This is a genomic window from Pantoea sp. F_5 (genome assembly GCF_008631595.1).
Lineage (GTDB): Bacteria > Pseudomonadota > Gammaproteobacteria > Enterobacterales > Enterobacteriaceae > Pantoea > Pantoea gossypiicola.
In genome coordinates, this window is record NZ_VWUO01000010.1 from 37,697 (window position 1) to 51,217 (window position 13,521).

12 protein-coding genes and 1 pseudogene are annotated in these 13,521 nt (G+C 55.8%); 5 read left to right on the plus strand and 8 right to left on the minus strand.

All coding sequences use genetic code 11. The features are described 5' to 3' along the window. Position 1 precedes the first annotated feature (1 nt). A complete protein-coding gene (locus F3I44_RS14430) occupies positions 2 to 412 on the minus strand; it encodes a GFA family protein (RefSeq protein WP_150011483.1) in 411 nt (136 codons plus the stop codon). A gap of 204 nt (positions 413 to 616) precedes the next feature. Here F3I44_RS14430 and F3I44_RS14435 point away from each other — a divergent pair, with 204 nt between their 5' ends. Then, positions 617 to 1,477: an alpha/beta hydrolase gene (locus tag F3I44_RS14435; protein WP_150011769.1), complete on the plus strand. Its 861-nt coding sequence runs from the start codon at positions 617 to 619 to the stop codon at positions 1,475 to 1,477. Positions 1,478 to 1,551: 74 nt separating this feature from the next. Here the strand turns inward: F3I44_RS14435 and F3I44_RS14440 are convergent, their stop codons facing one another. From F3I44_RS14440 to F3I44_RS14455, 4 genes are all read right to left on the minus strand, one after another. Further along, on the minus strand, positions 1,552 to 2,193 hold the full coding sequence (locus F3I44_RS14440; RefSeq protein WP_150011485.1) for an NrsF family protein: 642 nt from the start codon (positions 2,191 to 2,193) through the stop codon (positions 1,552 to 1,554). Beyond that, positions 2,180 to 2,734 (minus strand): sigma-70 family RNA polymerase sigma factor, encoded by a 555-nt coding sequence (locus F3I44_RS14445; protein WP_150011487.1) that lies wholly within the window; start codon positions 2,732 to 2,734, stop codon positions 2,180 to 2,182. The genes F3I44_RS14440 and F3I44_RS14445 overlap by 14 nt, the downstream gene beginning before the upstream one ends. Before the next feature lie 71 nt (positions 2,735 to 2,805). Continuing rightward, positions 2,806 to 4,047 carry a protein-disulfide reductase DsbD gene (locus tag F3I44_RS14450; protein ID WP_150011489.1) on the minus strand — a complete coding sequence of 414 codons (1,242 nt, stop codon included), beginning with the start codon at positions 4,045 to 4,047 and terminating at the stop codon, positions 2,806 to 2,808. 24 nt (positions 4,048 to 4,071) lie between these two features. After that, positions 4,072 to 4,629 carry a peroxiredoxin gene (locus F3I44_RS14455; RefSeq protein ID WP_033735696.1) on the minus strand — a complete coding sequence of 186 codons (558 nt, stop codon included), beginning with the start codon at positions 4,627 to 4,629 and terminating at the stop codon, positions 4,072 to 4,074. A 366-nt stretch (positions 4,630 to 4,995) separates the two neighbouring features. On the opposite strand from F3I44_RS14455, the gene F3I44_RS14460 reads away from it, so the two are divergent. The 3 genes and pseudogenes from F3I44_RS14460 to F3I44_RS23925 form a co-directional block, all read left to right on the plus strand. Then, the gene (locus F3I44_RS14460; RefSeq protein ID WP_150011771.1) at positions 4,996 to 6,204 is read left to right on the plus strand and encodes an aldose 1-epimerase family protein; all 1,209 of its coding nucleotides are present in this window, start codon (positions 4,996 to 4,998) and stop codon (positions 6,202 to 6,204) included. 139 nt (positions 6,205 to 6,343) lie between these two features. Further along, on the plus strand, positions 6,344 to 6,811 hold the full coding sequence (locus tag F3I44_RS14465; RefSeq protein WP_150011491.1) for a DUF3237 family protein: 468 nt from the start codon (positions 6,344 to 6,346) through the stop codon (positions 6,809 to 6,811). Positions 6,812 to 7,144: 333 nt separating this feature from the next. Continuing rightward, a pseudogene (locus F3I44_RS23925) lies at positions 7,145 to 7,282 on the plus strand (DUF2817 domain-containing protein); the annotation flags it as partial. Between the two features lie 2 nt (positions 7,283 to 7,284). Here the strand turns inward: F3I44_RS23925 and F3I44_RS14475 are convergent. Then, on the minus strand, positions 7,285 to 8,058 hold the full coding sequence (locus F3I44_RS14475; RefSeq protein WP_150011493.1) for a 2OG-Fe(II) oxygenase family protein: 774 nt from the start codon (positions 8,056 to 8,058) through the stop codon (positions 7,285 to 7,287). 99 nt (positions 8,059 to 8,157) lie between these two features. Between F3I44_RS14475 and F3I44_RS14480 the strand changes: the two genes are divergently transcribed. Then, positions 8,158 to 9,063 carry a LysR substrate-binding domain-containing protein gene (locus F3I44_RS14480; protein ID WP_150019458.1) on the plus strand — a complete coding sequence of 302 codons (906 nt, stop codon included), beginning with the start codon at positions 8,158 to 8,160 and terminating at the stop codon, positions 9,061 to 9,063. A 107-nt stretch (positions 9,064 to 9,170) separates the two neighbouring features. On the opposite strand, the gene uca is transcribed toward F3I44_RS14480, so the two are convergent. Both uca and F3I44_RS14490 read right to left on the minus strand, forming a co-directional pair. Beyond that, positions 9,171 to 12,776 carry an urea carboxylase gene (uca, locus tag F3I44_RS14485; RefSeq protein WP_150011497.1) on the minus strand — a complete coding sequence of 1,202 codons (3,606 nt, stop codon included), beginning with the start codon at positions 12,774 to 12,776 and terminating at the stop codon, positions 9,171 to 9,173. Between the two features lie 109 nt (positions 12,777 to 12,885). Then, entirely contained in the window at positions 12,886 to 13,521 is a 636-nt protein-coding gene (locus tag F3I44_RS14490) for an urea amidolyase associated protein UAAP2 (RefSeq protein ID WP_150011499.1), read from the minus strand.

Consider the following 13,521-nt stretch of genomic DNA (forward strand, 5'->3'; position numbering starts at 1 on the left):
TTCAGGACTGCGAGGGGGTGTAGATCAGATGACCGGCTACACCGCCTGCGCCGCCATCTTTAGGGTGATTGATGCCATCGGAAACCGGCACGTCGGTAAAATCGAAGGGTGAAATTCCCTCAAGACAGGCAACGTTAACCCCAAACTGATCGGGTTGCGAGCGGCTCTGGTGAAAGGTGTAGATACCACAAATAGAGCAGAAATAGTGCCCTACCTCTTTGCTGTTGAAGCGATATTCCGTGAGCTGCGCTTTACCCTGGGTCAACTCAACTTTTGTTGCGAATACCACTACCGCGCCGCGCATCCGACTAAACGAGCAGTTGCAGCGGCGCACCGTGTTAAATCCATCCTTCAGCGTTACCCGGTATGCCACCGCGCCACAGTGGCATTGTGCTGTTATTTCATTCTGCATCGTGATCGCCTGTGTCGTTTAATCCGCCAGCTTTCAGCCTACGCCAAAGTCGGAGGTTTGGCAGCATCCAGCAAGGCGGCGTCGACAATTGAGGCGGTAAGTATCATCTATCTGATCTGGATCGGAGTAAAAATGGTGCTTTTATGAAAGGGTGCGGGCTGACTTTTCATACCCTTAACCGCTTAACAAGGAGCATTAAAAATGATGGAGTCATCAACCCACCACCTGCCCGAAGGCATGGTGCTGACGCTGCGTCAGCCCGTAACGGCCACTAAATCTCCTGTGATTATTCTTTGTCACGGCTTTTGCGGAATTCGTGAGATTTTGTTGCCTTCTTTCGCAGAGGCGTTTACGCAGGCAGGTTTCACCACCGTAACGTTTGACTATCGTGGTTTCGGTGACAGTGAAGGCGAGCGAGGCCGTCTGGTGCCGTCAATGCAGATTGATGACATTCTCACAGTCATCGCGTGGGCTAAACAGCAACCGGCGCTGGACCCGGACAGGATCGGCTTATGGGGGACTTCTTTTGGTGGTTGTCACGTCTTTGGTGCGGCAGCCAACAACCCGGATGTGAAATGTGTTGTCAGTCAGCTGGCTTTTGCGGATGGCGAAGCAATCGTTACCGGGAAAATGGACGCGACAGAAAAAGCAGGCTTTATTGCCACGCTGGAGAAAATGGATCAAAAGCGGCAGGAGAGTGGCAAGGAGATGTTTGTTGCTATCACGCGCGTGCTGAATGATGACGAATCGAAAGCGTTCTTCGAGGAAAACCGGCATCAACACCCGAAAATGGACATCAAAATTCCGTTTTTAACCGTCAGAGAAACCCTGCTCTACAAGCCCGCCGTGAATGCTGCAAAGGTCAGTTGCCCGACACTGGTCGTGGTTGCGGGTCAGGATAGCGTGAACCCGCCCGAGCAGGGGCGCGCACTGTTTGAGGCTGTCGCTGCGAAGGACAAACAGCTCTTTGTGGCCGATGAGGCCCGTCATTACGATATCTACAGCGGTCAGCACTTCGCGTCAGTCATCAAGGTGCAGACGGCGTGGTTTGCAAAATATCTTTGATCTGAAGCAGGCTCGCTACTGCGCGCTATCCGCTGACCAGAGCAGCGGAAGGGGTAAGAGCGAGCTTTTTATCTTTAATGTCCTAATCGGACCCAGCGGCGTCCGGCCACCACCGTCAGCACCACAATGGTGATGCCCGCCGCCAGATGCATGGAAAAATCGAGCATATGCAGATGGGTGTCATGGCACAGCGACAGCAACATCGATGAGGTAAACGCACTGCCACAGCCGCTCAGCGCCAGACTGCGCGCGGGATAGAGTGAACGGGTGCGTTTCAGGGCGATCACGGACATCAGCATCATCGGCACGCTGGCCGACAGCATAAACAGATAGCAATGTATCCCTTCACCAAAGCGGCTCGCGCCCGCAGGCGCGGTTTCAGATGACATGTTGATCAGGTTCAGCCCCAGCCACATTACCGCCAGCAGCAGCGGCCAGCGCAGGCTGATTGGTTTTCTGCCTGCAATACTTAACGTAAAGGCTGCCGCCAGCGTGCTGCTCGCGATGACAAGAGAGAGCAGTACGGCAACTAGCGCCAGCCATGCGCCAGGCTGACTCCAGTCAGTAAACCTGCTGTGAAACGCCCAGCTGGTCAGTGCGCCACAAGGCAGGGCGAGCGCGATCCAGCCCGCAACGCGCCAGCCAGTAGGCCAGACGCGCTGCACCGGCTGGGCAGAGTCGCTGAGCTGATCGATTAACTGGTCATGATTTCTCATGATGACCCCGTCCATATTTTCGAAGGTTGACCATTGCGCGATGCAACAGGGATTTAACGGCAGAGAGAGACTGATTGGTTTCAGCGGCTGCCTGCGCCAGGCTCTGCTCACGCAGATGCACGGATTCGACGATCTCTCGCTGACGTAGCGGAAGGGTATCGAGATAGCCTGAGAGGATAGCGGGATCGGCTGTGGCTTCTGCACTTTCAACGGACCGTTGCTGCAGCGCCTCATCATCCTGGACTTCCTGACGACGACCATGCTGGCGCAGCGCATCAAGCGTTCGGGCAGAGGCGATAGCGGCTACCCACGGCAATATCGGGCGCTGCGGATCGTAGGTATGCCTCACCCGATGGATTGCCAGCAACGTCTCCTGAATCACATCCTCAACCAGCACCTCATCACTGATTTTTCTGCACACCAGTGCCCGGATGGCCGGAACCATCGCTTTGAGTACCTGGTTGTAGGCTGCTTTGTCGCCCGCCTGTGCCCGGGCCATTAAGGCTGGCCAGTGCTGTGCGCGTTGATCAGTGTCTGACATCAGTCATCAGCAGATCAGCACACTGTCTTTGTGTGCTGATACCGGAGCAGAAAATTGTTTCATCAATCGTCTCAGGTTTTCTTTCCTTTTTCCGTTGCCTGATCCAGCGCTGAAATCACGATGCCCGGCGTCAGCACCTGTGGGAGTACCACCGGTTTGCCGCCGTCAGCCGGATAGACCACGTAGAGGGGTAATCCACCGCGTCCGAAATCGCTCAGCGCCTGTTCAACATCGGGATTGTATTTAGTCGAATCCGCGACCATGTAAATGGTGCTGGTACGCGCCATTGCCGCTTTTACTGCCTGTGTCGACAGCGACGTGCGATCGTTAACCTGGCAGGTAATACACCATGACGCAGTAAAGTTCACCAGGATGGGTTTGCCCTGGCCTTTGATGGCATCAACGTTCTGGGGCGACCAGGCCACCGTGGCGGCAGGCTGTGAGGCGCTTTCCGTCTCAGCCGGTGCCCTGGCTACGCTATTCAGATTCAATAACGGCACTACAACCAGCGCCAGAAAGAACGCGGTTGCAACATGCATCACCACATGACGCTGCCCCATCATACGGCGTTTCTGCGCCATGCCATACAGCCAGGCAGCAAAACTCAACAGTAAACAGCAGGCCAGAATCGCGGCCAGCGCCGCCGATCCCGCCTGACGTTCAAGTACCCAGATCAGCCAGCCCACCGCACCCAGCATTGGAAACGCCAGACCCTGTTTTAAGGTGATCATCCAGGCACCCGGTTTTGGCAATATTCTCGCCAGAACCGGGAAGAATGAGATCAGGGTAAAGGGCGCAGCAAAGCCCAGCGCCAGCGATATAAAGATCACCAGGCTGACCAGTGGAGGCTGGGTCAGCGCATAGCCTACCGCGCTGGCCATAAACGGCGCACTGCAGGGGGTGGCGACAATGATAGCCAGTGCGCCGGTCAGGGCTGAACCAACCAGACCACCGCGATCGCCTCCCACTTCGCCAACCCGCTGTATTGACAGTCCGACTTCAAACAGACCGAGCAAATTCAGTGCTGAACCCAGCATCACCAGAATCAGTGCAGCGATGACCAGCGGCGATTGCAGCTGAAATCCCCAGCCTACCGACGCTCCGCCCGCCCTGGCCAGCAGCAATACGGCGGTCAGGGCAACCATCGTCACCACGACGCCGAGCAAAAAGGCCAGGCCTTCAGCACGTGCGTGGGAGGGGGATTCGTGGTGGCGGATCAGGCTCAGTGCTTTCAGTGAGATCACCGGAAACACGCAGGGCATGAGGTTCAGAATAATGCCGCCCAGGAAGGCGGCTGCAATCGCAGTCAGCATGGTGTACCTGCTCAGATGATGAAGTTATGCCGGATTGGCCTGACGATATTTTTTAACGGCATCCATCGCTTTCTGGATATGCGTATCAGGATTTTTATCAGTGAAGCTCAGCAGGATTTTGCCGTCCGGCGCAATCACATACGAGGTGCGGTCTGAGACTTTCTGGCCCTTCATCTCCATGGTGCTCTTATATTCTTCGGCAACTTTGGCACCCGGATCGGCGGCTACGGTAAATTTGTCTCGACACTCAAGCTGCGAGAATTTAGCAATCTGATCGGTATTTCCGGCGGTGACACCAATGACGGTCGCACCCTGTTTTTTGAATTCATCGGTCGCTTCAGCAAAGTCATGCGCTTCAAGCGTACAACCCGCGCTGAACGCTGCCGGGAAGAAGTAAAGCACAACCGGGCCTTTCTTCAGCGCCTGCTGTAATGAGAAGGTGGTCGATTTACCCGCCAGCGCAGCGTCGAGTTTAAAATCCGGTGCTTTTTCACCGACCTGTAACGCCGCAAATGCGGATGTTGCCGGAACACTCAGTGCCAGCAGCGTAGCGACGGCCAGGGTTTTCAGGGTGTTTTTCATTGGCGTGACTCTCTCCATTAACGAGCAGACGGGGTTGTCTGACGTCTCTTTTCTAAGGTTCGTTTAAAACGGGAAAAAGTTGCGCGGTTTTGAAATTTTTTAACGATTTATTTAGGAGGACATTAATCCCGGTTTCTGATTTTCATTGCATCGGGATGCTGAATCGAGTTCACCTCGTCCCTCAGTGACTCACAGATTGCGTCGTGCTTATTCCTTTGTAAGCAAAATTTATGTGATTTGACCCGCAATAATGTTGCTGAAAAGCGCCGGTTTTCTGGCAGGTGAGCATCGTCACGTTTCTGATCGGCTTCAGACAGTAGATTCCATTTATGGAATGAAAAAACGATTCAGCAAATGAGGCGGATGATGAAGATTAAACTGGCATTAACAGTACTGGCGGTTCTGGTTTCAGGTTCAGCAGCGGCGAAAACCTGGGTGCTGACAAGTGCAGAACAGGGCACTGAGCAGGGAAACTGGCAGATTTCCAGCAGTGAGCTGAAGTTGCAGGGTAAGCCGTTCAGCATCGAGCAAAAAGTGCTTCATGGCGGCAAGCAGGAAGGCAGTAAAATTGTCACCATCCGCAGTCAGGATGGTCTCACCATCACACTCAGTCCGACACGCGGCATGAACTTACTGCGCGTTGAGGGCTTTGGCACGCGTATGGGCTGGGATTCTCCGGTGAAAGAGGTGGTTAATCCCGCTTATATCAATCTGGAAAGCCGCAACGGTCTGGGCTGGCTGGACGGTTTCAATGAGATGATGGTGCGCTGTGGCTATGAGTGGACCGGACATCCGGTGACCGATCAGGGCCGCATTTACACGCTACACGGTAAAGCGGGTAACACGCCGGTTTCGCAGCTCGAAGTTGAAGTGGCTGATGCGGCACCGCATGAGATCCGTATTCGCGGTCTGGTTAAAGAGAGCACCTTTAAGAAGACGGATTTGCAGACCATGACTGAGCTGCGCTATGTGCCAGGCAGTAATAGTTTCAGCCTGCATGATGTGTTAACCAATCATGCTGACTATCCGCACGATTATCAGATTATCTATCACAGCAACTTCGGCCAGCCAATCCTGGAAGAGGGCGCACGTTTCCTTGCCCCGATGTCCGGCATCAGCCCGTTCAATGATTATGCAAAAGCCGGGTTAAAGGAGTGGCAGACCTACAAAGGTCCGACCAAAGACTTCGATGAGATGGTTTTCAACATCAAACCACTTTCCGACAGCAATCATCAGACCGTCGCTGCAGTGATTAACAAGGTCGGAAACAGCGGCGCATCGATTCAGTTTGATACCCGTCAGCTCCCGATGCTGACCTTATGGAAAAACACCGACACCCTGAAACAGGGTTACGTAACCGGCATCGAGCCAGGCACCAGTTACGCCTATCCGGTCACCATTGAACGTGAGCAAAAGCGCGTGAAGCAACTGCAACCGGGCGCGAGCACGGCATTTGATCTGACGTACACCTTGCTGCACAGCAGCGAGCAGGTGAATGACGTTGAGAAACGCATTAAGGGCATTCAGGGCGACACGAAGATTGACGTTAGCGAGACGCCGATAGCGAAGGAGTAACTGGCCATAAAAAAATCCCGGCACTCTGGTGTCGGGATTTTTTATCCTCAAAGAAAGCCAGAAATCGGACGCCGCATGATTAGTACTATCCTATCCGTGATGAGTTCTTAAACTGGCGGGATTGATAACAGGAGGTTGTATGTTGCCCGCTCTTAAACACAGCTTTACCATTGAGATAAAAGTTGATAAGCCCGTTGTTGTTTCTAACCGCAATTCACAGGGTAAAAGACAGCTTATTCCTATTCTGTCAGGATCTGTTTATGGCGAACTGAAGGGGCACGTCATGCCAGGTGGTGTTGACAGCCAGTTTGTAGATTCAGCAGGCGTTTGTCGGCTTTCTGCTCGTTACGCTTTACAGGTCGAGCAAGGCACTGTCTACGTTGAAAACAACGGTATTCGCATTATCCCCGAAGAATATAGAGCTCAGCTCTTTGGTAATGACATGCGCTTCTTCGATGAACTATTACCCTCACAAATCTATTTCAGGACAGTGCCAGTATTTGAAGTCGACTCCCCGGAACTTAATTGGTTAACGACCTCCATTTTCGTCTGTGCAGCAGAAAGAACGCAGACAGGGGTAAAACTGGACATTTACAAAGTCGTATGACTTTTATTTGCTTTAAACCCAGACATTGCTCTTGCGGGGCATGGTCTCAGAGCAGTGTCAGGGTAGCTTGAGTTTGAAGAGTGTCAGTACAGCCTTACTGGTGAGAGGTCTTTGATCTCTGGTTCACAGCAGACATCAGAACCAGAGGGGACAGGATAACGAAGGTTAGCGGCTAGTCAGATATTACATTTAACATAAGATAGATTGTGCGCATTATATTTTGTCGGGTCAGAAAGCCATTATCTGCCTTAATCCAGGCGTGTCTGATCGGTAACTCTAATCCGATAATGTCTTCAAAACCCGGCCTCTGGTGTGAAGACCTGCACACTGAATAGTACGGCTGGTCGGGCATTGAAACAGCAACTGGTCGAGGGATTCTGGCCCGAAGATGCGGACTGGCGTGCGTTAGTGGCTTTCCGCATGCAGCAAATCTTTCAGCGCGGCTGGCGTGCCCTCACAGACACGCCCTGATTTTATAGTCTGCCGTAAAAGGTCATTCGGGCTGTTTCTGACAGCGCGATGTCAGGCTGCGTGTTGTAAGCCAGCACCGCTAGCATCCGCGTGACCTCGCCTTCGGTGGGTGTCACGCGATGCAGGGAGTTACGGCCACGAAACAGCACCAGATCGCCGGCATCGATCTCCAGCGCGTTAACCGGCTGGCGCGCGTCCAGTACCGCGTCAACGCCGTCGAAGTTCATCTCACCGGCATCGGCATCCCGCAAATCCTTCACATACTCAAACACGCCGCCCACCAGCGGTTTCTGGACCAGTAAGGTGATAGCAAATGAGGAGTTGTCGAAGTGCCAGCCCAACTCCTGGCCGTGAGGCGCATAGTGCAGGTTAATCGACGAAAGCGGATCGGCATAAGGATAGAGCGCTTCCTCTCCCAGCACATCGCAAAGGAAATGTTTAAACAGGTCATCGTTATAAAGCTGGCGCAGCGGTGAGTCGGCACCAATAACATCATCTGTAATGCATCCTTTGGTGCTGAGCACATCCCGGTTACGCGGGTGATCCGCGCTGAACGCCTCATCCGGCTTCATCAGGTAGACATTGTGTTTGCTGCGGGTGTGATAGGCCAGATGACGCCGGGCATTGCCCTCTTCAATAACCGCCTCCAGAGCGTGAGGTTGTAAAAACTGACGCAGTACCAGCGCACCGGAGTGGTTTAACTGCTCACGACAGCGCTGACGCCAGTCATGATCGGCCAGCGGATGAAGATCGAGACGAACGAGGGATCCAGACATAGCAACATTTCTCATGATGGGCAGGTGTGATGTTACTCTACCTGTCGCCTGCCACGCTGCGTAACGATAAAAACTTACTGCCCTGATAAGGAAGAATTAATGCCCGCTCAATTGCCAAGGTTGCCCAAAATCAGCGTCATACAGTCCTTTAAAGTGGCTGCCGAACTGGGCAGCCTGGCAAAAGCCGCCGCCCAGCTGGCCTTAACCCCGGCGGCGGTCAGCCAGCAGATCCGCCAGCTGGAGGAACAACTCGGCAGCGCGCTGTTTCTGCGCACGCAAAGCGGCGTGATGTTGACCGAAACCGGCAAAGAGTATCTGCGCTACGTCACCGAAGCTTTTGATATTTTGCACCTCGGCCAGCAAAATATCCGCCATGCGGCCAGCGCCCCAAAACTTACGATTTACGCACTACCGGCGCTGGCGTCGAAATGGCTGCTGCCAGAACTGGCGAGCTGGCGAGACCGTTGTCCGGATATCGCTATCTCGTTAAACGGCACCCATTCACCGGTCGATTTCACGGCGATGCCCGCCGATTTTGTGATCTGCTTTGGTGAAGATCGTTACCCGCAGCTGGATAAGATCAGATTATTTCAGGATGACGTGCTGCCGGTGGCCAGTCCGGCGCTATTACAACGCGTCATGCCGGAATCGATCTTAAGTCAGGCCCCGCTGATCCACCTCGACTGGGGTAATGAAGGACGATTCCTGCCGGACTGGCAAAGCTGGTTTCAGGCAAAAGGCATGGATGAACCGCTGCCTCAACCTGCATTCAGCTTTAACCTGACCTCACTGGCGATCGATGCGGCTGTTGCGGGAATGGGACTGCTGCTGGGACAGCGACGCCTTATCGCGCCAGAGCTGGCGCGTGGCGATCTGGTGGTGGTGGATGATCTTTGCCTGCCTCTGAGCAAACCCTATTTCCTGGCGTGGCCGCAACGCACGCTGAGTCAGCCTGGCAGTGAAGCGATGATCGGCTGGCTAAAAGAACTGGGCGCGCGGTGCTGATATCCGGCTGCTGTGATGCATGTTGCCTGCGCCCGCCAGCATGTTGCCGCTGACGGGCGCAGCGGCATTCAGCATGATCTTATCCGGCTGGTCGGTTGTGATCGTCGTTACGCATTATCTTCAACGATTACCGCCACGCGTTGCCCTGCACGTACTGCGCTGCCTGGCTGGACGCTGACCTGCTGAATTATGCCATTGCACGGGGCCAGAAGTGGGATCTCCATCTTCATCGACTCCAGCACCACAAGGATATCCCCTTCCCGCACCCGACTGCCTGCGGTCGCCTGCACCTGCCAGAGATTGCCGGATACCGGACTTTCAACCCCCTGCTCGCCCGGTTGCAGCGGTGCGTCGCCGCCTTCATCCGCTACGTTTTCCTGACTGTCGAAATGGGCCTGACCACTGGCTATCCAGCGGTCACGTTCTGCATTAAACGCGGTTTGCTGATGATCCCGAAACTCGCCGATACTCTCCGCTTCACGGATGAGGAAATCCTGATATGCCGCCAGCCGCAGCGTACTGTGCTCAATGCGTAGCGGATAACGACCGAGTGGAAAATCGCGACGAATCTGCAGCAGTTCCTCAGCAGAGACCGGATAAAAACGGATCTGATCAAAAAAGCGCAGCAGCCAGGGCTTTCCGCCGAAATCGGCCACTTCGCGATATCGGTTCCACATCTGCAGCGTGCGGCCCACAAACTGATAGCCGCCTGGCCCCTCCATACCATAAACACACAGATAAGCGCCGCCTATGCCAACCGAGTTTTCCGCCGTCCAGGTGCGGGCCGGATTATATTTCGTCGTCACCAGCCGATGACGCGGATCCAGCGGCGTGGCAACCGGCGCGCCAAGATAGACATCGCCCAGTCCCATGACCAGATAACTGGCCTTAAACACCGTGTTCCAGACGGCCTGCTCATCAGGCAGATCGTTTATCCGACGGATAAACTCAAGATTGCTCGGGCACCAGGGCGCGTCCGGGCGCACGGTGGTCATATACTTTTCGATCGCCTGCTGACAGGCAGGATCGTCCCAGGAGAGCGGCAGATGCACCACGCGTGTGGGTACCTGAAGGTCATCACTCATGCAGACCGTCTCCCATTCAGCGCGCACCCACGCCAGCAGCACGTCTGGCTTCAGTGTCTCCGGCTGGAAATGAATTTGCAGCGAGCGTATGCCCGGCGTGATATCAATAATGCCGTTGCGTGATTGCGCTTCCAGCGCCTGCATCAGGGCGTGAATCCGAAAACGCAGTATCAGATCCAGCTCCGGCTCGCCTGCCTCCAGCAGCAGATGCGTATCGCCTGAAAGCCGTGCGACCAGACGTTTATCCGCTTCACCGCAGGTCATCACGATGGGTGAAGTCAGCGGCGCAGGCTGCCAGTAAATGTCCTGTGGCTGGAGTGTGGTCAGTTCGGTGCGTCGGCCTTCAGCCAGCCGCCGGGCCGTCGGAATATCCACCGCCACAAACTGTACTTTGTCACCGGCTTTGAGCTGGCCCAGCTGCCAGAGATCCGCTTCGATGACCGTCACCGGGCAGACAAATCCGCCGAGACTCGGACCATCGGGTCCCAGGATCACCGGCATATCGCCGGTAAAATCGACCGCACCGATGGCGTAAGGGTTGTCATGAATATTCGAGGGGTGCAGTCCCGCTTCGCCGCCGCTGTCGCGGGTCCAGATCGGCTTTGGCCCAATCAGGCGCACGCCTGTGCGGCTGGAGTTAAAGTGCACTTCCCATTCTGTGGCAAAGAACGTCGTCATATAGTCAGGCGCGAAGAACTCCGGCGCGCCGTGGGGACCGTAAATCACGCGCAGCGTGCGAACCGGCGCGAGACCGGTGCGCAGCGCAGCGGGAAGTTCTGTTCCGGCTGTGTTCGCAGTCCGCGGCGCGAGATGCAGCACATCACCGCTTCGCAGGGCTCGCCCGGCGTGGCCACCAAACTGACCGAGCGTAAAAGTGCTTTTGCTGCCTAGATAGTCCGGCACCTGAATACCCCCGCTCAGGCAGAGATAGCTTCTGACGCCCGAGCCACGCATCGCGCCCAGCTTCAGCGTGGAGCCCGCAGGGAGGGTAAACACAGCGTCCATCGCCTGTTCAACGCCGTCGAGCGTGACACTGAGCGGCGCGCCACAAACCACCGCCTGAATCTCTGTGTTAAATTTCAGCGTGGGTCCGTTTAGCGTGATTTCCAGCGCTGCGTCACCCTCGTCATTGCCCAGCAGACGGTTACCGAGACGCAGGGCGCGATCGTCCATCGGCCCTGATGGCGGCACACCCACCGCCCAGTATCCCAGACGTCCGGGATAGTCCTGCACGCTGGTCTGGGTGCCGGCACTCAGCACCTCAACGGTTGCCGCCTGATAGCTGAGCAGCGCCAGGCAGCGGGTCCAGGGTTCACCCGCTGTAAAGGGCGCAAAGGCTAAAATCTGCTGGAGATAGTGGCGATTGTTTTCAACGCCATACAAACGGGTTTCTGCCAGCGCCTGAGCCAGTGTGGCGATAGCGTCTTCGCGTGTGGGATGCCAGGCAATCACTTTGGCCAGCATCGGGTCAAAGAATGGCGGGACTTCGCATCCGGCTTCCACCCAGCGGTCAATGCGCAGGTTTTTGCCGTCGGCTGCCGGGAAATGGACTTCAGTTAACAGTCCGGGCGAAGGCTGGAACTGCCGACCCGGATCTTCTGCATAGATACGCGCCTGTACAGCATGACCTTGTGGATTCAGCGTGGCGGCTAATGCGCTTAGCGGTGGAAGATCGCCTGCCGCCAGCTCAATCATCCACTGCACCAGATCTACGCCCCAGACCTGTTCTGTCACGCCATGTTCAACCTGCAGGCGAGTATTCACTTCAAGGAAATAGAACTGCTGCGCTGCGCTGTCATAAACAAACTCAACCGTTCCCGCGCTGCGATAGTTCACCGCTTTCCCCAGGGCGATAGCCGCCGAGCAGAGTGCGTCGGCCATGCCTGCTGGCAGATTCGGCGCAGGCGTCTCTTCGATCACTTTCTGATTACGTCGCTGAACCGAGCAGTCGCGGACGCCCAGTGCGATAATTTCGCCCATCCCGTCACCGAAAATCTGCACTTCGAGATGACGGGCGCGTTCGATATATTTTTCGAGAAACACCCCGGCGTCGCTGAAGTTGTTCTGGCCGAGGCGCTGGACGGTTTCAAACGCGTCTGACAGTTCATTCGCATCACCACAGACGCGCATCCCTATACCGCCACCGCCCGCCGTGCTTTTCAGCATCACCGGATAGCCGACCCGCTCTGCGGCGCGGCGGGCCTCGCTGACATCCGCCAGCAGCTCACTGCCCTCCAGCAACGGCACGCCTTCGGCCTTCGCCAGCGCGCGGGCTGTATGTTTCAGGCCAAAGGTCCGTAACTGCTGCGGCGTGGGACCGACAAAAATCAGACCGGCGGCCTCGCACGCTTCCGCAAAGGCGGCGTTTTCGGAAAGAAAACCGTAGCCAGGATGGATCGCTTTTGCCCCGCTCTGCTGCGCGGCGGCGATGATTTTTTCCGTCACCAGATAGGTTTGTGCGGCCGGGCCTTCGCCAAGGCTTAGCGCGTCATCCGCCTCGCGAATATGTAAGCTGCTCAGGTCGGCTTCGGAGTAAACGGCGACGCCTTTCACCTGCATGGCACGCAGCGTGCGCAGAATACGACAGGCGATCGCACCGCGATTAGCAATCAGTAAGGTATCAAACATAGGCGAACTCTCAGGGATGCGGGTCGTCCCGCAAAATACGATATTCCCTGGGGCCGTCCCCGGGGCTGACCGGCAAAAAAAGGTGGCCGGAGAGGTTAAGCGGGCTGACTCAGTTCCACACCAGCACTTCGGCGGGCGTCGGGTTCCAGCCATTACAGGGGTTATTCAGCTGCGGACAGTTGGAGATCAGCACCATTACGTTGAATTCGGCCACCAGGTCGACATATTTGCCGGGCGCAGATAAGCCGTCCTCAAAGGTCAGACCGCCTTCGGGCGTGACGGGAACGTTCATGAAAAAGTTGATGTTGGCGCCGATATCCCGCTTGTGCAGACGGCCATCATGCAGGCAGGCGCAAAGAAAGTTATCCCGACAGCTGTGCATGTAGCGTTTATCGTGGGCATAGCGCACGGTATTGCTCTCCTGGGAGCAGGCACCGCCCAGGGTATCGTGGCGACCGCAGGTGTCGGCGACGATCGTCAGCAACGGATTGCCGAGATTCGAATAGAGCACGCTGCCGGTGGTCAGATATACCTTGCCCTGACGACGCAGCGTGCGCTGAGGATCGTAGCGTTCACGCGGGTTTTCAGTATTGTAAAACAGGGTATCAATCGCCTGATTGCCTTCGAGGTCGAGCAGGCGCAGCGTTTGCCCTTTTTTGACTTCGAACAGCCACGGCTCGCCTGCCGGGATTACGTGGCGATAGACAGCATCTTCAGGACGACGATCAGAGTGGATAAGGGTCAT

Coding starts and splice junctions, on each gene's coding strand:
- F3I44_RS14430 (WP_150011483.1), bottom strand. CDS start 412: ATGCAGAATGAAATAACAGCACAATGCCACTGTGGCGCGGTGGCATAC.
- F3I44_RS14435 (WP_150011769.1), top strand. CDS start 617: ATGGAGTCATCAACCCACCACCTGCCCGAAGGCATGGTGCTGACGCTG.
- F3I44_RS14440 (WP_150011485.1), bottom strand. CDS start 2,193: ATGAGAAATCATGACCAGTTAATCGATCAGCTCAGCGACTCTGCCCAG.
- F3I44_RS14445 (WP_150011487.1), bottom strand. CDS start 2,734: ATGTCAGACACTGATCAACGCGCACAGCACTGGCCAGCCTTAATGGCC.
- F3I44_RS14450 (WP_150011489.1), bottom strand. CDS start 4,047: ATGCTGACTGCGATTGCAGCCGCCTTCCTGGGCGGCATTATTCTGAAC.
- F3I44_RS14455 (WP_033735696.1), bottom strand. CDS start 4,629: ATGAAAAACACCCTGAAAACCCTGGCCGTCGCTACGCTGCTGGCACTG.
- F3I44_RS14460 (WP_150011771.1), top strand. CDS start 4,996: ATGAAGATTAAACTGGCATTAACAGTACTGGCGGTTCTGGTTTCAGGT.
- F3I44_RS14465 (WP_150011491.1), top strand. CDS start 6,344: ATGTTGCCCGCTCTTAAACACAGCTTTACCATTGAGATAAAAGTTGAT.
- F3I44_RS14475 (WP_150011493.1), bottom strand. CDS start 8,058: ATGTCTGGATCCCTCGTTCGTCTCGATCTTCATCCGCTGGCCGATCAT.
- F3I44_RS14480 (WP_150019458.1), top strand. CDS start 8,158: ATGCCCGCTCAATTGCCAAGGTTGCCCAAAATCAGCGTCATACAGTCC.
- uca (WP_150011497.1), bottom strand. CDS start 12,776: ATGTTTGATACCTTACTGATTGCTAATCGCGGTGCGATCGCCTGTCGT.
- F3I44_RS14490 (WP_150011499.1), bottom strand. CDS start 13,521: ATGACCCTTATCCACTCTGATCGTCGTCCTGAAGATGCTGTCTATCGC.